The sequence below is a fragment of the Paraburkholderia sp. UCT70 genome, from assembly GCF_050434085.1.
GTDB classification, from domain to species: domain Bacteria; phylum Pseudomonadota; class Gammaproteobacteria; order Burkholderiales; family Burkholderiaceae; genus Paraburkholderia; species Paraburkholderia tuberum.
Genome location: NZ_JBNPVZ010000003.1, coordinates 455,729 through 475,478 on the forward strand (window position 1 = coordinate 455,729; position 19,750 = coordinate 475,478).

15 protein-coding genes and 2 pseudogenes are annotated in these 19,750 nt (G+C 64.1%); 7 read left to right on the forward strand and 10 right to left on the reverse strand.

What is annotated here, in order from left to right; genetic code table 11:
• Nucleotides 1–241 precede the first annotated feature (241 nt).
• Together OKW41_RS19895 and OKW41_RS19900 are read left to right on the forward strand one after the other, a co-directional pair.
• Nucleotides 242–1,867 (forward strand): response regulator, encoded by a 1,626-nt coding sequence (locus OKW41_RS19895; protein ID WP_429573712.1) that lies wholly within the window; start codon nucleotides 242–244, stop codon nucleotides 1,865–1,867.
• On the forward strand, nucleotides 1,864–2,496 hold the full coding sequence (locus OKW41_RS19900) for a response regulator (protein ID WP_429448290.1): 633 nt from the start codon (nucleotides 1,864–1,866) through the stop codon (nucleotides 2,494–2,496). The genes OKW41_RS19895 and OKW41_RS19900 overlap by 4 nt, the downstream gene beginning before the upstream one ends.
• Before the next feature lie 39 nt (nucleotides 2,497–2,535).
• Here OKW41_RS19900 and OKW41_RS19905 read toward each other — a convergent pair whose 3' ends face one another.
• From OKW41_RS19905 to OKW41_RS19950, 10 genes and pseudogenes are all read right to left on the reverse strand, one after another.
• Nucleotides 2,536–5,367, reverse strand: coding sequence for an ATP-binding protein (locus OKW41_RS19905; RefSeq protein ID WP_429573713.1), 2,832 nt, complete (start codon nucleotides 5,365–5,367; stop codon nucleotides 2,536–2,538).
• Nucleotides 5,364–5,633, reverse strand: a pseudogene (locus tag OKW41_RS19910) (substrate-binding domain-containing protein); the annotation flags it as partial. The pseudogene OKW41_RS19910 and the gene OKW41_RS19905, both read right to left, overlap by 4 nt.
• Nucleotides 5,634–6,110: 477 nt before the next feature.
• Nucleotides 6,111–6,416, reverse strand: a complete 306-nt coding sequence (locus OKW41_RS19915) for an ABC transporter permease (protein ID WP_429573714.1) — start codon at nucleotides 6,414–6,416, stop codon at nucleotides 6,111–6,113.
• A 73-nt stretch (nucleotides 6,417–6,489) separates the two neighbouring features.
• On the reverse strand, nucleotides 6,490–7,818 hold the full coding sequence (locus tag OKW41_RS19920; RefSeq protein WP_429573715.1) for an NAD(P)/FAD-dependent oxidoreductase: 1,329 nt from the start codon (nucleotides 7,816–7,818) through the stop codon (nucleotides 6,490–6,492).
• A 52-nt stretch (nucleotides 7,819–7,870) separates the two neighbouring features.
• On the reverse strand, nucleotides 7,871–8,215 hold the full coding sequence (locus tag OKW41_RS19925; RefSeq protein ID WP_429573716.1) for a cupin domain-containing protein: 345 nt from the start codon (nucleotides 8,213–8,215) through the stop codon (nucleotides 7,871–7,873).
• A complete protein-coding gene (locus OKW41_RS19930; RefSeq protein WP_429573717.1) occupies nucleotides 8,212–9,204 on the reverse strand; it encodes a M14 family metallopeptidase in 993 nt (330 codons plus the stop codon). Before OKW41_RS19930 ends, OKW41_RS19925 begins: the two co-directional genes overlap by 4 nt.
• 2 nt (nucleotides 9,205–9,206) lie before the next feature.
• The gene (locus OKW41_RS19935; protein ID WP_429573718.1) at nucleotides 9,207–10,685 is read right to left on the reverse strand and encodes an NAD-dependent succinate-semialdehyde dehydrogenase; all 1,479 of its coding nucleotides are present in this window, start codon (nucleotides 10,683–10,685) and stop codon (nucleotides 9,207–9,209) included.
• An 83-nt stretch (nucleotides 10,686–10,768) separates the two neighbouring features.
• Nucleotides 10,769–11,857: a tartrate dehydrogenase gene (locus tag OKW41_RS19940; RefSeq protein WP_429573719.1), complete on the reverse strand. Its 1,089-nt coding sequence runs from the start codon at nucleotides 11,855–11,857 to the stop codon at nucleotides 10,769–10,771.
• A gap of 94 nt (nucleotides 11,858–11,951) precedes the next feature.
• Nucleotides 11,952–12,875, reverse strand: coding sequence for a 2-hydroxyacid dehydrogenase (locus tag OKW41_RS19945; protein WP_429573720.1), 924 nt, complete (start codon nucleotides 12,873–12,875; stop codon nucleotides 11,952–11,954).
• Between the two features lie 6 nt (nucleotides 12,876–12,881).
• Nucleotides 12,882–13,766, reverse strand: coding sequence for a GNAT family N-acetyltransferase (locus OKW41_RS19950; RefSeq protein ID WP_429448277.1), 885 nt, complete (start codon nucleotides 13,764–13,766; stop codon nucleotides 12,882–12,884).
• Between the two features lie 318 nt (nucleotides 13,767–14,084).
• Here OKW41_RS19950 and OKW41_RS19955 point away from each other — a divergent pair, with 318 nt between their 5' ends.
• The 5 genes and pseudogenes from OKW41_RS19955 (at nucleotide 14,085) to OKW41_RS19975 (ending at nucleotide 19,672) form a co-directional block, all read left to right on the forward strand.
• Nucleotides 14,085–14,699 (forward strand): cupin domain-containing protein, encoded by a 615-nt coding sequence (locus OKW41_RS19955; protein ID WP_184071936.1) that lies wholly within the window; start codon nucleotides 14,085–14,087, stop codon nucleotides 14,697–14,699.
• Between the two features lie 463 nt (nucleotides 14,700–15,162).
• Nucleotides 15,163–16,657 (forward strand): annotated as a pseudogene (locus tag OKW41_RS19960) (aldehyde dehydrogenase family protein).
• A 106-nt stretch (nucleotides 16,658–16,763) separates the two neighbouring features.
• The gene (locus tag OKW41_RS19965) at nucleotides 16,764–17,432 is read left to right on the forward strand and encodes a haloacid dehalogenase type II (protein WP_184071932.1); all 669 of its coding nucleotides are present in this window, start codon (nucleotides 16,764–16,766) and stop codon (nucleotides 17,430–17,432) included.
• A gap of 81 nt (nucleotides 17,433–17,513) precedes the next feature.
• Nucleotides 17,514–18,791 (forward strand): NAD(P)/FAD-dependent oxidoreductase, encoded by a 1,278-nt coding sequence (locus tag OKW41_RS19970; RefSeq protein WP_429573721.1) that lies wholly within the window; start codon nucleotides 17,514–17,516, stop codon nucleotides 18,789–18,791.
• A 77-nt stretch (nucleotides 18,792–18,868) separates the two neighbouring features.
• Nucleotides 18,869–19,672: an ABC transporter substrate-binding protein gene (locus OKW41_RS19975; RefSeq protein WP_184044629.1), complete on the forward strand. Its 804-nt coding sequence runs from the start codon at nucleotides 18,869–18,871 to the stop codon at nucleotides 19,670–19,672.
• Nucleotides 19,673–19,750 lie beyond the last annotated feature (78 nt).

Genomic DNA, 19,750 nt, shown 5'->3' on the forward strand with positions numbered 1-19,750 from the left:
GCCAGGCGCGCAACTGCTTCCAGGCACGTAAGCGGCGGCTGTGAGGCCACTGGGCGCGCCGTTTCATCGGACGTTTGAAACCCGGAGCGGGCGTGATGGACCAGGCGCCCGCATCGAGTGCAGAATAGGACAACTACAACGGCGGCACTCGCGGGGATATATGGGCGCTCGACATTTTCGACGCATGGTGGAGCGGAATCCTGCAACCCGCTGAGCGGTATCTCGAAGGGAACACCGCATCATGAGCCATCTCGCCGCTCCGGTCGCGTATACGGGCACGATTCTGATCGTCGACGATACGCCGGGGAATCTTGGCGTGGTTGTCGACAGTCTCGAGGCGCGCGGCGTTCGCGTGCTGGTGGCGCTCGACGGTATCGAGGCGTTGGAGCGCGCAGCCTTCTCGCAGCCCGATGTGATCCTGCTCGACGTGAAGATGCCGGGCATCGACGGCTTCGAGACCTGTCGGCGCCTCAAGCGCGATGAGCGCACGCGCGATATCCCCGTCATATTCATGACCTCGCTGATGGACAACGAGGACCGCGTCGAAGGCTTTCTGGTGGGCGGCGTCGATTATGTGACCAAGCCATTGCGCGTCGATGAGATGGTCGCGCGCGTTGGCGTGCACCTCGAGCTTCGGGTGATGCACAAGCAGGTTCTCGCGCAGAACCGGCAACTGCTGGCGGAAGTCGCCGTGCGCAAGGAAACGGAGGCCGCGCTATCGCAAGCGCGCGACGATCTGGAGCGACGTGTCGCATTGCGCACCGAAGAGCTGGCGCGCGCCAACGCCAACTTGCGGGCGCAGATCGACGAGCGGCGGCGCGCGGACGCGCGCCTGCAGGCAAGCGAGGCTCGCTTTCGCGCGATTGTCGAAACGAGTCCGGTGCCGCTGTGCATCACCTCGATGCCGGATGGGCACATCCTGTACACGAACCAGCCGTTGCGCGAACTCTTCGGCATGGACGAAGGCTTGTCCGCCAATATCGCGGATTTCTACGCCGAGCGGGGCGAGCGCGAGCGTCTGATCGAACATCTGCGGACCAAGGGCGGCTTGCGCAACACGGAGGTACAGTTCCGGCGCCAGGACGGTACCCGGTTCTGGGCGATGGCGACGGCGCGCGTCGCGACTTACGACGATTCTCCCGCGATCTATGTGGGCCTGAATGACATTACGGGGCGCAAGCAGATGGAGCAGGAACTCGTCGAATCGCGCGAGCAGCAGCGCGAACTGTCCGCGTACATGGAGGCGATTCGCGAGGAGGAGAGAAAGCGCATTGCGATGGAAATTCACGACGAGCTGGGGCAATTGCTGACCGCGCTCAAGATGGACGTGTCTCTGCTCAAAATGCGCATCGCGCACGACGCGGAAGCGACAAAAAAAGCCGACGATATGCGCCAACTGGTCGAAGGCACGATCTCGATGGTGCGCAATGTCGCGAGCCACCTGCGGCCCGCGGCGCTTAACTTCGGCATCGTGTCTGCGCTCGAATGGCTTGTCGACGAGTTCAACCGCCGCAATGCGATTGCGTGTGAATTGCGCATCGAAGGCGGCGAACCCGCGCTGTCCGACGCCCATGCGACGGCCCTGTTCCGCATTGCACAGGCTTCGCTGACGAACGTCGCGCGTCATGCCGCCGCCACACGTGTCGAGGTGACGCTTGTTTCGACGGCTGCACAGCTCTTGCTGCATGTGCGTGACGACGGACGCGGCTTCGATCAGCAAGTGGTGAGTCGCGACTATTCATATGGCCTGCTCGGCATGAACGAGCGCGCGCGGCTGATCGGCGGATCGCTTTCGATCGACAGCTCGCCGGGCGCGGGCACCATGGTTTCGATTCATATTCCGCTCGATGGCGGAGCTCGAACATGATCAGGATACTCATTGCGGACGATCATGCGATAGTCCGTGGCGGACTCAGACAGATCATCGCGACCACGAGCGATATCGTCGTTGCGGCGGAAGCGGCGCAAGGAGCGGAAGTGATCGACAAGCTGCGCTCGTGCGCGCTCGATCTTCTATTGCTCGACATGACGATGCCCGGCATCAGCGGCGTCGCTCTGATCCGCAGGATACGGGCGGAACATCCTTCGTTGCCGGTGCTGGTGCTGAGCATTCACGACGAGGCTCAGGTCGCGTCTCGCGCGCTGCGCGCGGGAGCAACGGGATATCTGACCAAGGACAGTGACCCGGAGGTGCTGCTCGCGGCAATCCGCAAGCTCGCGGACGGCGGCCGTTTCATCGATCCGAAGCTCGTCGATGCGATGGTGTTCGATACACAGCGCGGCGACGTGCCGCCGCATGAAGTACTGTCGGACCGCGAATTCCAGGTCCTGCAGATGCTCGCGGCAGGCAGGAGCATCAATGAAATTGCCCAGGCATGTGCCCTCAGCGCGAAAACGATCAGCACACACAAGATGCGGTTGATGCAGAAACTCGGGCTTTCCAACAACGCCGAGGTGATCCGGTACGCGATCCGGCACGGAATGATCGTCGAGTAGAAAACGAAGGATGATGCGGTTCGCGTTCTGAGGCGCGAATCACTGCAGCAGCCTCCTTTCCAGATATTGCTCGACGAAGCTGAGGATCGCCTTGGACCGGTAAGCCTTCGCCAACCGGCAAAGATGGTCTGCGAAGGGTCGATAGCGCTCGTCGAGCTCGCTCAAGTGTCGGGCGTGTTGCACGATGGCACGCATGTCGCCGAGTCGGGCCAGGTAGTGCAGCGCTTCGATCTCGCCCTGCGGCGGTGCCATCAAGGGCGCGGTAAAAGGAGCGGCAGCGGGTACAGCCGTGTGGTCCGCGCCAGTGACTTGCGCCTTGGTCGCTTCGTCGATCCACTCGACATTCAGGAGCGACGCGACCTGGGACAATAGCCGGCCGAAATCGATCGGTTTGGCAAGAAAAGCGTTTGCGCCGGCCGCGAGACTTTGCGCCGCATCGGTCCCCGAGGCGCTTGCGGAGACTGCGACGATGGGCAGATCCCGGAACTCGGGCATCTGGCGCAGGCGACGCGTGGCTTCGAGCCCGTCCATCCCGGGCATGACCACATCCATCAGGACAAGCGCAGGATGCAGGGAGCGGGTTTTCTCCAGAGCTTCGGATCCGTTGCCAGCCTCCGCCATGTCGAATCCGAGCGGCCCCAGCATATCGACCATCACGGCACGGTTCTCCGCCACGTCATCCGCGACCAGGATAGCCTTGCGCGGCCCCTTGTAGCCGCTCACGACCCGTCCGGACGCGGCGACAGCCGCCGGGGGCGCCACCACCTGGACATCCAGCTCGATCGAGAAGACGCTGCCAATATCGCGGCGACTCTCGATATGGATCTCGCCGCCCATCAGGCGTACGAGTTGCCGGCTGATGGCGAGCCCGAGCCCCGTGCCGCCAAAGCGGTGCCGGCCGTCGCTCACTTGCTCGAAAGGCCTGAAGATTTCCTCCAGGCGCCCTTCATCTATCCCAATGCCGGTGTCCTGCACTTTGAAACATAGTCGCGCGGGCGGCATAAAAGCGACGCTCAGATGCACGCTCCCCTGCTCGGTAAATCTGATCGCATTGGAAAGCAGGTTGAGCAGCGCCTGACGCAGCCGTATTTCGTCCACCCGGACAGCCGCGGGCAGATCGGGCGGCATCTCGCAATCGAAGGCCAGGCCCTTTTCCGTTGCCTTGACCCGCATCGTCTCGGCGACAAAGTAGACGAACTGTTCGAGCGGAACATCGGAAAGATTGAGTTCCATCCGTCCAGCTTCGATCTTGGCTATATCCAGGATGTCGTCGATGAGCATCAGCAGGTGTTCGCCGCTGCGCTGGATGACTGCGAGTCCGTCGATCTGGCGTTGATCGAGAGTCGTGTCGCGTGTGAGGATCTGCGCGTAACCAAGAATCGCGTTCAGCGGCGTACGCAGTTCGTGGCTCATGTGCGCGAGAAAGTCACTTTTTGCCTGGTTGGCCGTATCTGCATGTTCCTTGGCCACGGCGAGTTCCGCTGTCCGTTCGCGGATCATGTCTTCGAGGTGCTCGCGATAGCGCCGCAATTCCGCTTCGGCATGCTTGTGCTCCGTGATGTCGCGTGAGATGCCGAGCAGGAACTGCGGCACGCCGCGCACATCGGCGATCGGGATCTTCATCGTGTGCACCAGGCGCACGCCATGTCGCGTATGAAGCGGCTCTTCCGGTATGTCGATCATGTGATGCGACTCCAGCACGGCCCGATCCTTGAGCGCGAAGAATTCAGCCTCCTCCGCGGGAAACAGATCGTGGACGGACCGGCCGAGGAGCTCCTCGCGCCGGTAGCCGAGAAGTTGCTCCGCCGCCTTGTTGCAGCGCACGAAGCGCAAGGTCGCGGCCTCCTTGACGAAGATCGTGTCCGGGATGTTTTCGACGATGCTGTTAAGAAAGTTCTCGCTTTCCCGGACGGCATCTTCGGCGTGCTGACGTTCGGCGATCTCGGCCGCCTGACCCGCAAGCGCCGTACTGAGTTCGGCCGTGCGCTGTGCGACGCGCGCCTCGAGTCCGGCGTTGAGCTCCTTCAACGCATCCTCGGCCTGGCGGCGCTGGCGCCGGTCTTCAAGGAACTGCTCGACTGCGCGCGCCATATCGGCAATCTCGTCGCCGCCGTGCACGGGGACTCCGGCTTGCGTGCTCCCGGCATCGCCGTGCCGCAGAAAGTGACTGACGCGGCGCAGGCGCGCCACGACATGGCGCCCGAGGAATTCGCGGGCGATTAGCCAGGTGAGCAGCAGGCTCACCGCGACTCCACCCGCCACCCATTTGCGTGTGCGATCTGCGCGACCGGCCAGATCCTGGACTGCTTCGCGGTAGTCGCGCGTCAAATAATCGGACTGCCGTTGCGCCGCGACGGCCAGAGCCTCGGCCGCGCCGTGCAGATCCCTGTCGAGGCTGGTCAGCGACACGCCCGGCCGCTGCCCATCCGCCGGTGCACCCCGGGGGCCGAGCGCGGTCTCGCGCACCTGCGCCTCGATGTTGACGATGTTGCGAAAGCGTTGGCTCGACCGGTAAAGCGTCAGCGGGTCGACCCCTGGGTCGTCGCTTGCGGCCGCGGAGGCCAGGCGGTCAACCAGGCGGTCGAAGGATGCCAGCTGTTCGAGCACATGCCGATGGGTCTCGCGCACGGTATCGATCGTATCGTCGCGAGACAACTGCAATGCGAGGCGTTCGATCGTCAGCGTGTGCTGTACGAGATCCTGCGCATCCGCGAGGCGCGTGAGCCGTTCTTCGGCCAGCTGACGGATCGAGTGGGCCGAACCGGTCAACGAGTAAATCGTCGTGGCTCCGACGACGACCACCAGCGCGGCCAGGCACGAAACAACGAGCGCAAATTGAGCGGTAAGCGATTGTGGGAAAGGCAGTTTCACGGTCGTTGCCAGATCTGACGATAAATGTCGCGATAGCCGTTGTCAGGGTCGTAGAGTAGACGATCGCCGCCGTCCGCGGCGACGTTGTCCGCCGTCACGAGATGCACCGGAGTCACGTAACCCGTGACGCCAGCGCCCGCGAAAAGTCGGTTCATTTCGTCGACCAGTTGCCAGCCGTGCAGATTCAGGGGTTCGGCCACGGTGCCGGTCTGGAACGTGCCGGTGCGGATGCGCAGGAAGGCGGACTCGCTGCCGTCGCCAGCCGATCACCTTGGCCGCCTCCAGCACACACCATCGACCACACCGAGGATGCCGCCGTTGCGCAAATCCTCGGCGACGACCGCGATGTGTTTTCCAGATTGCGCAGGTGGCCCGTTGCGTGGCCCCTTCCAGGGTGCAGCGGGTCGCGAAGCGGCGTCGACCACTCGATTGGCCAGGGCCAGGAAGTCCGTCGCGGCGACCGGGGCTCCGGGCGCAGCGCCAGGCAATAAATCCTGCGCCGCGGCGGCCGACAGCACACACGCGCAAGCCAATGCCAGAAGGAAGCCCCTCATGCTGTTCCCCCATGGGCTCCGTCGAGGTCGATTGGGGTTGCCCAAAGCCGCTCGCGGATGACCTCTTTAGCAGGATATTACAACCCGATTCCCGCGTGTCATCGGTCATGCGCTGGGGCAGACTGGATCAAGCGTGGTCAGCACACAACTGCAACGGTCCGGTGGCCAGTGTTCGCCACGATTGCGCGATCAACCGTTCATCGATCGCAAGCCATAGATTTTCTCGACTGCAAGCAGGTACGACAGCATGACGACTGGCAGTGTCGTCGTGTTGGCATTGCCGAAGAAGTACGAGACACCGGGATTGTCGAGCGAGATCAGCGCGGAGAACAGCCCGCCAGCGAAGATGCCCGGCGATATCAAGGGAAGTGTGACGTGCGGGAAGCGTCGCCAGACGCTCGCGCCTGGCACGGAAGCCGGTTCGCCGTATCCGGGGTTGAGGGATGGCGGTGAAACGGTCGAAACTGCATCTTCCCGCGATCGGGCTGGGAACATGAAATTTCGCCGGGGTACGCTGAGCGCGGCTGTACAGCACTGAAGGCCCGCTTTCGCGGGGCGACGTCAGGTGTTACATCATCTCGGGTTTCGCCAGCCGGGTGCCATCGCTAAAGCGCGTCAATCGATATGGCTGTGTCTCGATCCCTGTCGCGTCGTCCGTCACGATGCGGCTAACCAGCATGCCGGCTCCCGGGCCCAGCCCGAATCCATGACCGCTGAACCCCGAAGCGATCACAAGGCCCGGCTTGCTCTCCACGCATGACATCACCGGCACCAGATCGGGCATCGTGTCGATCGCGCCTGCCCACGCATGAGCGATACGCAATCCCGACAGTTCGGGAAAGACCGTCGCAACGTTTTGCAGTGCACGGGTCGGCCACTCGGCATCGGGCACGGGATTGAGAACCCGCGTCACCTCGAACGGAGAGATGTCGTCGTTGCGCCAGTCCGCACTTCCTTCGGGGCCGCCGAAGAAAGGTTGCGCGATCCGGAATTTGAGCTTCTTGTTGAGTTTGCTGCGGAACATCTGGCGAAACTTGACCGCGTACCGCAGGTTCTGTGGCGCGATCTCCATGCGTCCATAGCCCGGCACCGCGATCGTGTAGCCGCCGTCCAGCCGCCGCCGCATCGCGAAGTTCGGGCCGGAGAAGCACCCGTCTATCACGGCCGGCGCTTCCGCCGTGCGCAATGCGGTGCCGATCACATTGACCGCCGGCAGATCGATCCCATGGTGCCGGCAGAACAGGGCGCTCCACGCGCCGCCGGCCAGCACGACGCTGCTCGCGCCAATCCGGCCGCGCTCGGTCCATACGCCGGAGATTCGACCCGCGCTGCTATCGAGTCCGCGAACCGCACAGGTCTGATGCACGCGCGCGCCGAGTCGTTGCGCGCCTCTTGCGATGGCGGGCGCTGCTCGCGACGGCTCCGCGCGTCCATCGGACTGCGACCACACGCCGCCCGCCCACTTTGCCCGACTATGCGGAACGCGCGCGGCCAGTTCTCGAGCCGACAGCAGCTGACTGTCGAAGCCGAGCGCGCGCGCCTTGCCGAGCCATGTCTCCCACTGGGCGACATCGGCAGACTGCTCGCTTCCGTACAGAATGCCGCTGCGCCGAAAACCGATGTCCTCGCCAAGTTCGTCGCTCAACTCGCCCCAACGCTTCAGGCTCTGCATCGCGAGCGGCAACTCGTAAAGGTCGCGGTTCTGCTGACGCACCCAACCCCAGTTGCGCCCCGACTGCTCCGCGCCAATGATGCCTTTTTCGAGCAGCACGACCGATACGCCGCGCCGTGCCAACTCGTAAGCGGTGCTGACGCCGATAATGCCGCCGCCGATCACGGCTACGTCGCAGCGATCGGGGAACCCCTCGCTGTTCGGGACTTCGTCGATTCTTAGCATGTTTGAGCAACCATGATTGACATGAGCAGCCGGATACCGGGTGCGTACGCTGTCAGAAGATCACATAGATCTTCCGCAGCGTTTCATCGATGTTCCAGAGTCCTTCCGTGTTGGCCTGGAAAAATAGCGTATCGCCGGCGGCGAAGCGGACCGTGTCTTCTCCGTCGGGCGTGAAGGTGCCGCTGCCCTTGATGAAATGCATCACCTCCGCCTGCTTGACGGAGCGTCTATAGATGCCGGGCGAGCACTCGAACACGCCGGTATCGATTGCTTCGTGACCGGGAATGACGTACTGGCGTCCCGATACGCGCGACGGTTCGGTACCGGGCAGGCCCGCGGTTCCCCAATCCTCCAGTGCGGAGACTTCCGCGGCTTGCCTGATCTGCTGAACTTTCATTGCGCTGTTTCCTGTTGTCGTGAGCGGAGGTCGATACGTCGGTCGATCCGGCCTAGCCGGACCACGGTGACGCCGGCGCGCAACTGGCGCAGCGAGGGCATCACCAGCATGCAGTCATCGTACGGAGTCGAGACTGGCCGACCGTCGGACCATGCGATCACGGTGCCGGCCTTGTCGAACGTCTCGAGGCCTGTATAAGGACCCGCGAAACGGAAATCCATGCTCCTGGCGACGACCGGTTCGGTCACGCGCACGATGCGCATTTCGTCGGGCAATGGCGCGATCCAGCCGGGCGGCAGGTCGGCTGCGTCGACGATGCCCGACAGCAACAGAAAGCGTGCGGTGCAGTCGCGCGCAACCGTCACCGCGCTGGCTTCCCAGTGCTGGCCGCATTCGATCAACAGGGCATTCTTCGGACTCATGTCGTCGCCGAACCCCTCGTAGTCGCGCATCCGGCGGCCTTCGGGATGGCCTTCGTCCTGAATCACGGTGGCGGGCGTGCCGAGCCGCTCGGCCAGTTCGGCTCCCTTGCGCAGCGGCCCCGCGACGATCAGCGGCGCGCTTTTTTCATGCATCGAATGCAGGTCGAGCAGCAGATCCACTGTGTCGATCACCGGCCGCATCGCGCGCGCACGATCGAGTTCCGACGAGCGGGTCGCCAGATCGTCGAGCTTCGCGGCGGTCCAGACGCGGTTGAAGTCCTGATCGACGAAACGCGCTTTGTCTGGTGTCGCGGGATCGAACCGCGCATACGCGGCGACGTTCGCGAACGATAGCGTGAGCTTGCCGCGGCGCGGGCGCAGGCCGCTGCGCAACAACGCGTCGACGGTGATCGCGCCGCACACTTCGTTGCCATGCGTGAGCGCATTGATCATCACGTGCGGCCCGGCCTGGCCGGAGTCGAACGAGTGCACGTATGCAATGCCGGAATTGCCGTCGGCGTGCGCCGAGAGGTCCGGAAATTCGACTTCGATCGGATAGGCTTCCATGTTTACTCCAGACCTCCCTGACACAGATACTTGATCGACAGATAGTCATCGAGACCATACTTCGATCCTTCGCGACCGTAGCCGGATTCCTTCACACCGCCGAACGGCGCCGCTTCCGAAGCGAGCGCGCCTTCGTTGATACCGACGATGCCAGCTTCCAGCGCGCGCGAGACACGCTCGATACGGCGCATGTTCTCGCTATAGAAGTACGAGGCGAGCCCGAACGGCGTGTCGTTGGCGGCCTGCACCGCTTCCTGCTCGCTGTCGAATGGGAACAGCGGCACGACCGGGCCGAAGGTTTCCTCGCCGCACAACACCATCGACGACGTGGCGTTACCCAGCACCGTGGGCGCGTAGTAGTGCGGTCCCAGCTCGGTGAGCCGTCGTCCGCCCGTCAGCACGAGCGCGCCGTTCTCGAGCGCGTCCTCGACATGACGAGCGATCTTGTCCACAGCGCGCTCATTGATCATGGGCCCGATCTGCGAGGCGGGGTCGCTGGCGGGTCCGACCCGCAGTTCGGCCACTTTCGCGCACAGCAGCGCGGAGAAACGTTCGTATACGCCGCGCTGCACGAAGACGCGGTTCGGACACACGCAGGTCTGCCCGCCATTGCGGAATTTCGCGGCCAGCAGGCCATTGACCGCGGCATCGAGGTCGGCGTCGTCGAATACGATGAACGGCGCATTGCCGCCGAGTTCCAGCGAGAGCTTCTTCAGCGTGCCAGCCGATTCGCGCGCGAGATGCTTGCCGACGGGCGTCGATCCGGTGAACGTGATCTTGCGGACACGGCTGTCGGCGAGCCAGTCGCCGACCGTCTCGGCCGCCGCCGCACGCGAAGCCGAGATCAGGTTGAGCACGCCGTTCGGCACGCCCGCCTCGTGCGCCAGCATCACCAGTGCAATCGCGGTGAGCGGCGTGTCTTCCGCGGGTTTCGCGACCACCGTGCAGCCCGCCGCGAGCGCGGGTGCGATCTTGCGCGCGATCATCGCAAGCGGAAAATTCCAGGGCGTGATGGCCGCGACGACCCCGATCGGTTCCTTGACCGCGCTCATCCGTTTGCCGCGCTGCTGCTGCGGAATCAGGTCGCCGTAGATGCGGGTGGCTTCGTCGGCGAACCACGCGGCGTACGACGCGCCATAGTTCACCTCGGCGCGTCCTTCGGCGAGCGGCTTGCCTTGTTCGAGCGAGATCAACGCACCGAGGGCGTCGCGATTCGCGACGATCAACGCGTGCCAGCGGTGCAGTACCGCCGCGCGTTCGCTGGCCAGCCTCGCGCGCCACGCGGGCAGCGCTTTAGCGGCGGCGTCTGTGGCCGCTCGCGCGTCGCTGGGGCCGCTGTCGGCAACTTCCGCGATCAGCTTGCCGGTCGCCGGATCAGTGACCGCGAAACGCCGACCGCTCGCGGCGGCGACCCACTCGCCGTTGATGAAGTTCTCCGTGCGGATCAGCGCGCGGGCCTGTTGTTCGAGATTCGTGCTCATATGAGGTCTCTGTGCCGGTTGGCATGCGATGGCAGAGCGCCCGACGCGCGCCGGGCAGTCAGTGCTGCGTGCTCTGTGAGTGATCAGGACGGATTGGCGACCTGAGCCGCGATCGCCGCGCCGACCTCCATGGTCGATGCGCTGCCGCCCAGGTCGCCCGTGCGCGGGCCTTCCTTCAGCACCCGCGTGATCGAGGCGACGATGGTGTCGTGCGCATCGCGCTCGACACCCGCGCCGTTGCCGAGAAAGTCGAGCATCATCGCGGCCGACCAGATCATCGCGACCGGATTGGCAATGCCCTTGCCGGCGATGTCGGGCGCCGAGCCATGCACCGGCTCGAACAGCGACGGAAAGCGCCGATCGGGATTCAGGTTGCCCGACGGCGCGATGCCGATCGTCCCCGTGCACGCCGGCCCGAGATCGGAAAGGATGTCGCCGAACAGGTTCGATGCGACCACCACGTCGAAGCGATCCGGGTTCAGCACGAAGCGCGCGCACAGGATGTCGATGTGCTGACGGTCCATCTTCACATCCGGGTAGCGGGCGGCCATTTCATCGGCGCGGGCGTCCCACCACGGCATGCTGATCGCGATACCGTTGCTCTTCGTTGCAACCGTGAGTTTTTTCGCTCGCCGCCGTGCAAGGTCGAACGCGAACTTCATCACGCGCTCGGTGCCGTGGCGCGTGAAGATCGACTGCTGCATCACGACTTCGCGCTCGGTGCCCTCGAACATCGTGCCGCCCACCGACGAATACTCGCCTTCGGTGTTTTCGCGCACGATCATGAAGTCGATATCGCCCGGCTTGCGGTTAGCGAGCGGGCAGGGCACGCCTTCGAACAGCCGCGCGGGGCGCAGGTTCACGTATTGGTCGAATTCGCGGCGGAACTTCAGGAGGGAGCCCCACAGCGAAATATGGTCGGGCACCTTCTCGGGCCAACCGACCGCGCCGAACAGAATGGCATCGCAGTCCTGCAACTGCGCCTTCCAGTTGTCGGGCATCATCTGGCCGTGTTGCGCGTAGTAGTCGCACGACGCCCATTCGATATGGTGATAGTCGATGCCGATGTCGAAGCGTTTGCATGCGGCGTCCAGCACGCGCAGGCCTTCGGGCATCACTTCGGTGCCGATGCCGTCGCCGGGAATCACGGCAATGCGGTATTTGCGGGTCATACATCTCTCTCCTTGCCGTGATCGCGCGCCGTCTGCTGACGCCGCGCGGATGGCGAAATGGGGTTGCGTTCGGGGGCCGGGCCGCGCATGGGTATCAGTAGCCGCGCGTCCGGTCGATCAAGCCGTTCATCCGCTCGCCGCTGCGATAGCGGCGCAGGTTTTCCAGTACCGCATCGACGGCCGGTTCGGGCCGCGTCGCGCTCGCGATATGCGGCGTGATGCGCACGCGCGGTTGCGCCCACAGCGGATGGTCGGCGGGCAACGGTTCCGGGTCGGTGACATCGAGCACCGCGCTGTGAATCTGCCCGCGTTGCAGCGCGTCGAGCAGATCGGCGCTGACGAGTTGCGGTCCGCGGCCGACGTGAACCAGCGACGCGCCTCGCGGCAGCATGTCGAATACCCGCCCGCAGAGCAGGCCGCGCGTGGCGTCCGTGAGCGGCAGCAAACAGATCAGGATGTCGGCACGGGCAAGCAACTCATCGAGCCCGGCCTCGCCCGCATAGCAGTCGATCCCTTCGAGCTCATGCTTCGAGCGGCTCCAGCCCGCGCAGGCGAAGCCGAACAGCCGCAAACGCTCCAGCACCGCGCGGCCAAGCATGCCGAGGCCGAGCACGCCGATTCGACGCGACGCGGCGGCGCGCAACGGCATCGGCTGCCATACGCGCGCCCGCTGCTGCAACCCGTAATCGAACAGATCGCGGTGAATCGCCAGAACCGCCTCGGTGACATATTCGACCATGCCTTCGACGATGCCCGGCTCGAGCATCCGCACCACCGGCAGATGCGCCGGAATCTGCGACAGATCCAGTTGATCGACTCCCGCGCCGACCGAAAACACCACTTCGAGATTCGGCAGCGTGACCGCGAGGTCTCCCGGTTGCCACGCGACCAGATAGCGCACGGCCGTGGGATCGCCGATGTCCGGCCACACCCGGAACGGCACGTCGGGCGCCAGCTGCGCGAAGCGCTCGGCCCATAGCGCTCCACGCACCGGATCGGCTTTGTAGAGGACGGTCATTGGCGGTTACGCCATCGCCTGATTGATGATGCCGAACGCGCGCCAGCTCGAGTCGGGGGCCACCTCGCGCAAGTCAGCGGGCGCGTTGCGCACCATCTTTTCGACCGAGTCGACGCGCGGCATGCCGACATGGGTCAACCAATCGTTGATGCCGGCGTCGTCCGGCACGTCGATCCGCACGAAGTCGCCGGCGTGCTGCGCGAGCCAGTACGAAATCAGTGCGCGGGCACGCAGATCGTCGGCCCCATGCTGCGCGACCACCGGTCCAACCGAGTAGCCGCGTCCGAACGGACGGAACAGCGAGAAACCGACCACTTCGCCGTCACGTTCGAGAACCATGGCTTGCGCGAATTCGAGCAGCGCCGGTATCGTCGCGCTGCGGTCGAAGCCGCTCGCGCGCGACGCGAGTTCGATCAGCTTCGGCGTGTCGTCCGGCCTCGCGGCACGCAACTGTTCGCCGGGCGGCGGCGCGACAGCGGCCACGCTGCCGAGCGTGCCCTGATGCTGGGTGAGTCCGCCGCAGCTGACGAAGCCGAGCTTTTCGTAAAGCGGCTTGCCCGCGACCGTTGCGTGCAGGAAGGTCATGCGGTTGCCCAGTTCTTCGAGCACCAGTTCCATCAGCTTGCGGCCAATGCCACGGCCCTGTTCGTCCGGCGAGACGATCACGAGGCCGAGCGTGCCGCGGTCCGCGCCGAATTTCCAGCAGAGCGCGGTGCCGATCACGGCGCCATTGTCTTCAGCGACGAAGCCGGTGCCGGCGTCGTACATGAAGCGCCAGTCATCGGCGCGGTGCGGCCAGCGCACCGCAACCGAGAGGCCGTGCGCGGCGGCGATGTCATCGGAAGTGAAGCGGCGATAGGTCAGTGATTTCTTCACGGTTGATTCGGACACTGCAAACTCCTGCTGGCGGCATGATCAGCCTAGACTGTGGCATTCCCGGTGCCTGCTTCATAGGACGATCTTTTTGTTATTCGGGCCGGTGTGTGGTCGGGTCTGCTTCACGGCGGCAGCGACGCGCAACGCAATTGCACAGGTATTTTTGGCGTTCACCCCGCGGGTGCTATATTCAATATAATGCTGAAAATTGAACGGGCGTTCATTGTAACGAAGCGGCTGGCGCCTCATCGGATGCGACCGTGCGCGCCCAGCACAACAACCGCACCGGGCGGCACATAGGCAGCCGGCCGCAGCGTCATCAACGGGAGACACATGCAGCGAACCGAGCTCAGCAAGAAGCGCACGGCCGACCCGGGTCACGGCGACGTCGGCGCTCGTCTGCGCGCGCTGCGCGTCGCGCAGGGTCTGTCGATCAACGAACTGGCGATGCGCGCGGGCGTGTCGGTCGGCACCGTCAGTCAGGTCGAGCGCAACAAGGCCAATCCGTCGGTGCGTATTCTCGAGCGCCTGCGCCTGGCGTTGGAGGTTCCGCTGACCGCGCTCCTCGAAGAAGACGACGCGGTCTCGGACCCGATCACCGGCGATTTCGTGCGCAAGGCGGCCGAGCGGCCGCTGTTCGAAGTCGGCAAGAACGGCATGCAGAAAGAATTGCTGTCGCCGCATGGCGATCACGATTTGCAGATGATGATCATCATGCTGCCGGCCGGCTCCGGTTCCGAAGAGGTGCTGGTGGGCATCGGCGAGAAGGCGGGCTTGGTGCTGGAAGGCACGGTCGTGCTGAATGTCGGCGACCGGCGCTCCGAACTGCGCGCGGGAGACAGCTTCCAGTTCAAGAGCACGGTGCCGCATAGCGTGCGTAACGAAAGCAGGAAGGCTGCTCGTTTGCTGTGGATCATGAACACGCAGCCGCCCGTCATTCATCTTTGATCTGTTTGTTGTACCGGAGCCGCATGTCGTGTGGCAAGCGGCGCTGTCTTCCCTCTCTTTTCCTCGCTCGCTCTGACGCGTCGCGTCCGGTTCGCACGGACGGCGGCTGACGTCAACGCCTTTCTTTCTCTCATTCACTTTTCGGTTTTGCGTTGCACGACGGAACAGGCGTGTCGCGTCGCCTCGCTCGTGCGCGCCCCAGCCGTGTGGGCTTGCGGCCCGTGCCCACCAGTGCGGCGGTGTGCTCTCCGAGGCAGGCAATGTATCGCAGCGCACAACGAACTTTTCACACAGTTTATTTTTGACCACTAGTATTTCATTTGGCGTTCATTAAAATGAACTTCATCCGATGTTCGTTCATTCGGCGGTCGCGATGGCGAACAGCAGTGCCGAGTGGTGCCGCAGTCATCAGTGCGTAAGCGCACGCGGCACCACACACTTGAACCTACTGATCAGGCCGGACATGTCCACTCCGTCACTCGATTTCGATCCTTCAGCCGTGCCGTTGCCGCAGGGGCATTTCATTGGCGGTGCGTACTATTCGGCGGGCGAAGCGCAGATCGCCGTTCACCGGCCGTCGGACGGCGCGCTGCTTGGCCATGTACCGGACGCGTCGGACGCCACCGTCGATCACGCAGTCAGCAATGCGCTAGCGGCATGGAAGACGAGCGGCTGGGGCACCCGCTCTCCGCGCGAGCGCGCGAAGGTGCTGGGCCGCTGGGCCGATCTGATCGATCGCGATGCGGTGAGCCTCGCCCAACTCGAAACGGTCAGCTCGACGCGTCCGGTGACGGAAAGCTATACATCAGATGTGCCGTTCACCGCGGAGGCGATCCGCTTCTTCGCGGAGCTGGCCGACAAGCTCGGTGGCGATATCGCGGCCACGCGCCGCGACAGCCTCGGTTTTGTTGCATCGGAGCCGTACGGTGTGATCGGTGCGATTACACCGTGGAATTTTCCGCTGTCGATGTGTTCATGGAAGTGCGGTCCCGCGCTCGCGGCGGGCAACGCGGTCGTGATGAAACCGTCGGAAATGACGCCGTTCTCGACGCTGCGTCTCGCGGAACTCGCCATCGAAGCCGGCATTCCTCCGGGCATCTTCAACGTGGTGAATGGCCGTGGAGCGACGGCGGGCGCCGCGCTGACGCGTCACGCAGGCATCTCGAAGATGAGCTTCACCGGATCGACCCGCACGGGCGCCGCGATCATGAGCGACGCCGCGATGCACGGCACCAAGCCCGTCACGCTGGAACTCGGCGGCAAGAGCCCGCAACTGGTGTTCGAGCATGTGCGGGACCTCGAGCATACGGCGCGCTGTGTCGCCCGCGGCTTTACGGCCAACGGCGGCCAGGCCTGCGTGGCCGGCACGCGGTTGATCGTGCACGAGCGCATTGCCGAGCCGCTGATCGCCGCCATTCAACGGCAACTGCAGCCGATCAAGCCCGGCCCGCTGTGGGACAGCCGCACCGCTTATTCGCCGATCATCAATGCCGCCCAGGCGCGACGCATCGAAGCGCTGATCGGGCAGAGCCGCGAGAGCGGCGCGGAAGTGATCTTCGGCGGCGGGCTTTTTCGAAGGCACCGACGAAGGCTATTTCCACCGCCCGACGCTGCTCGCCAATGTGACTTCAGAGACGCCCGCCGTGCGCGAGGAACTATTCGGCCCGGTGCTGACGGTACAGACATTCGCCGACGAGGAAGAGGGCATCGCGCTCGCCGCGCATCCGATCTACGGTCTCGCGGCGGGGGTCCATAGCAGCGACATCGGTCAGGCGCTGCGGGCGATGCGCCGCATCGCCGCGGGCACCATCTGGATCAACCGTTACGGCCGCAGCGGCGACATGATCATTCCGACGGGCGGCTTCGGCCAGTCCGGTATCGGCAAGGATCTCGGCCGCGAAGCGATGGTGGCGAGCATGCGGCACAAGAGTGTGCTGATCGATTTCGAAACGCTGTGAAGCACGGCTTTACACCTGATATACGCAAGCATCAACCGCACTGATTCAACCCGAAACTGAACCCCGAGCCTGCAACCAGGTTCGCCACGACGACAGGATGTTGACCATGATCGATTTCGAGCCGAAGTACATCACTTTCGACTGCTATGGCACGCTGACCAACTTCCAGATGGGCCAGACCGCGCGCGAGCTTTACGGCGACAAGCTGGACAAGGCGAAGATGGATGAGTTTGTCGAGTTCTTTCGTGGCTACCGCCTCGACGAAGTGCTGGGCGCATGGAAGCCCTATCGCGACGTGGTCGTGAACTCGGTGCGCCGCACCTGCGAACGCACAGGCGTGCCGTTCGACGAAGCGACCGCACTGAAGATCTACGAGGCCGTGCCGAGCTGGGGCCCGCACGCGGACGTGCCGGAAGGGCTGTCGCGACTGGCCTCGAAGTACAAGCTCGTGATCCTGTCGAATGCGTCGGACGACCAGATCCACAGCAACGTCGACAAGCTCGGCGCGCCGTTCCACAAGGTCTACACCGCCCAGCAGGCACAAGCGTACAAGCCGCTGCAGAAAGCCTTCGAGTACATGTTCTCGCAACTGGACTGCAATCCGGAAGACGTGCTGCATGTGTCGTCGAGCTTCCGCTATGACCTGATGACCGCGTACGACATGGGCATCAAACACAAGGCGTTCGTCAACCGCAGTCACGAGCCGCTGAACCCGTATTACGGCGTCAACGAAGTGTCGGGCATTCCGCAACTGGCATCGCTGCTCGGCCTCTGATTCGCACGTCCGGCCTTCTCACGACATCGCTTCCCGCGCGCCGCTGAAAGCAGCGCAACCAACCGACAGGAACGCATCACGATGAAGCTCGACTCCTACTGGCTCGACACTGCGCCACGCTTTACCAGCGGCGTCCAGGGTCCGCTACCGCAGCGGGTGGACGTTGCGGTGGTCGGCGGCGGCTTCACCGGGCTGTCGGCTGCGTTGGAGCTGGCCAAACGTGGCATGTCGGTGATCGTGTTCGAGGCGGACCGACTCGCGGCGCAGGCATCGGGCCGTAACGGCGGCCATTGCAATACGGGCGTCGCGCAGGACTACGCCGCGTTGTCCGCGCGCATCGGCAGCGAACGCGCGTCGGAGTTCTACCGTGCGTATGCCGGCGCCGTCGAAACAGTGAAAACGATCATCGGGGAGGAGCAGATCGACTGCGATCTGCGCCACTCCGGGAAGATCAAACTCGCCGCGAAACCGCAGCATTTCGCGTCGCTCGCGAAGTCGTACGAGGTGTTGCGGCGCGAAGTCGATCCCGATGTCGAACTCGTGCCGCCCGAGCAGATTCGCAACGAGATCGGGTCGGACAGTTTTTTCGGCGGCCTCGTGCAACGCAACGGCATGCAGATGCACATGGGCAAATTCGGCGTGGGTCTCGGCACGGCTGCGGCACGGCGTGGGGCGCAGATCTACGAGAACACGCCGGTGACGAACCTCGAGCCGCGCGGCGGCAACGCGTTCGACGTGCAGTGTCCGCTCGGGACGGTACGTGCCGAGCGCGTGCTGATTGCCACCGGCACGTCGCAGGTCGGTCCGCTGCAATGGTTCCGGCGCCGCATCGCGCCCGTCGGCAGCTTCATCGTCGCGACCGAGCCGCTTGGCAAGGCGCGCCTCGATGCGGTGTTGCCGACGCGCCGCTCGTATGTGACGACGCTGAACATCGGCAACTATTTTCGTGCGACGCCGGACGAGCGTCTGCTGTTCGGCGGCCGCGCGCGCTTCGCGATGTCGAATCCGCGTTCGGACGAGAAAAGCGGGCGGATTCTGCGTGATGGGCTCGCGCGCTATTTCCCGCAACTGGCCGACGTGCGCATCGATTATTGCTGGGGCGGCCTCGTCGACATGACGGCCGACCGGCTGCCACGCGCAGGCCAGCATGAAGGACTGTTCTATTCAATGGGCTACAGCGGCCACGGTGTGCAGATGTCCGTGCACATGGGTCGTCTGATGGCCGACGTGATGTTCGGCGCCGCCTCGCGCAATCCGTGGCGAACGCTCGAATGGCCCGCGATTCCAGGACACTTTGGACGCGCGTGGTTTCTGCCGCTCGTCGGCGCGTATTACAGGTTGCAGGATGTACTGCATTGAATGGATCGACTGATCGCTACCGTTAGATGGTCGGGCAGCGCGTAGATTGAAAATCATTATTCCCAGAGGAAATCCCCATGTTGCGTTTCATGTTCCAGCCTGCAGCCGCCGTCCGCTTCAACACTGTGCAGCGCTTTGCCGCCGGCGCGGGCCTCGCGATGACGATGATGTTCGGCGCCGCCCACGCTGCCGAAACGGCGACGCTCACCGCGGGCTCGCCGCCGTCGAGCGCGCCGACCACGTTCATGAACGTGAAGACACAGCAGATCGAAGGCATGATGCCGGATGTCGTCAAGGAGATCGGCAAGCGCGAAAACTTTAACGTGTCGTACGACGCGGTGCCGTTCTCGGCGCTGATCCAGTCGGTGGTATCGGGCAAGATCGACATCATCGTTGCCGGCATGACGCCGACGCCGAAGCGTGCCGAAGTGGTCGATTTCTCGCAGCCGGTGACGGCGTTTGGCGAAGGCATCATCGTGAAGGACACGAACAAGGCGGTCTATCACTCGGTGCAGGACCTGAAGGGCATGACGGTCGGGGCGCCGACCGGTACCGACTACGGCGATCAGTTGAAGAAACTCGGCATCTTCACCGAAGTGAAGATGTATGACAGCCCGGCCGACATGACGCGCGATGTCGCGCTTGGCCGCATCGTCGCGGGCTTCAACGACTATCCGATCCTGAAGGCCCAGGAAGCAGCGGGCGCGATGGCGGGGACGCGGGTCGACGACGCGTATGTGCCGATGGAAAAGTTCGACATCGCGATCGCGGTGAAGAAGGGCAATAGCGCGCTGATGGCGAAGATCAACGACGCGCTGACGAAGATGAAGGCCGATGGCACGCTCGACGCGATCCTCAAAAAGTGGCACCTCGTGAGCTGATTGGCTTCGCGTGAAAAGAGCCGTGCCCGCGGCGACGCGGGACTCGTCCTGCCAGGTCCGTCGCGCAGCGGCGCGGCG

Coding starts and splice junctions, on each gene's coding strand:
- OKW41_RS19930 (WP_429573717.1), bottom strand. CDS start 9,204: ATGGAAGCCTATCCGATCGAAGTCGAATTTCCGGACCTCTCGGCGCAC.
- OKW41_RS19915 (WP_429573714.1), bottom strand. CDS start 6,416: ATGTTCCCAGCCCGATCGCGGGAAGATGCAGTTTCGACCGTTTCACCG.
- OKW41_RS19920 (WP_429573715.1), bottom strand. CDS start 7,818: ATGCTAAGAATCGACGAAGTCCCGAACAGCGAGGGGTTCCCCGATCGC.
- OKW41_RS19925 (WP_429573716.1), bottom strand. CDS start 8,215: ATGAAAGTTCAGCAGATCAGGCAAGCCGCGGAAGTCTCCGCACTGGAG.
- OKW41_RS19970 (WP_429573721.1), top strand. CDS start 17,514: ATGAAGCTCGACTCCTACTGGCTCGACACTGCGCCACGCTTTACCAGC.
- OKW41_RS19945 (WP_429573720.1), bottom strand. CDS start 12,875: ATGACCGTCCTCTACAAAGCCGATCCGGTGCGTGGAGCGCTATGGGCC.
- OKW41_RS19895 (WP_429573712.1), top strand. CDS start 242: ATGAGCCATCTCGCCGCTCCGGTCGCGTATACGGGCACGATTCTGATC.
- OKW41_RS19940 (WP_429573719.1), bottom strand. CDS start 11,857: ATGACCCGCAAATACCGCATTGCCGTGATTCCCGGCGACGGCATCGGC.
- OKW41_RS19955 (WP_184071936.1), top strand. CDS start 14,085: ATGCAGCGAACCGAGCTCAGCAAGAAGCGCACGGCCGACCCGGGTCAC.
- OKW41_RS19975 (WP_184044629.1), top strand. CDS start 18,869: ATGTTGCGTTTCATGTTCCAGCCTGCAGCCGCCGTCCGCTTCAACACT.
- OKW41_RS19935 (WP_429573718.1), bottom strand. CDS start 10,685: ATGAGCACGAATCTCGAACAACAGGCCCGCGCGCTGATCCGCACGGAG.
- OKW41_RS19900 (WP_429448290.1), top strand. CDS start 1,864: ATGATCAGGATACTCATTGCGGACGATCATGCGATAGTCCGTGGCGGA.
- OKW41_RS19965 (WP_184071932.1), top strand. CDS start 16,764: ATGATCGATTTCGAGCCGAAGTACATCACTTTCGACTGCTATGGCACG.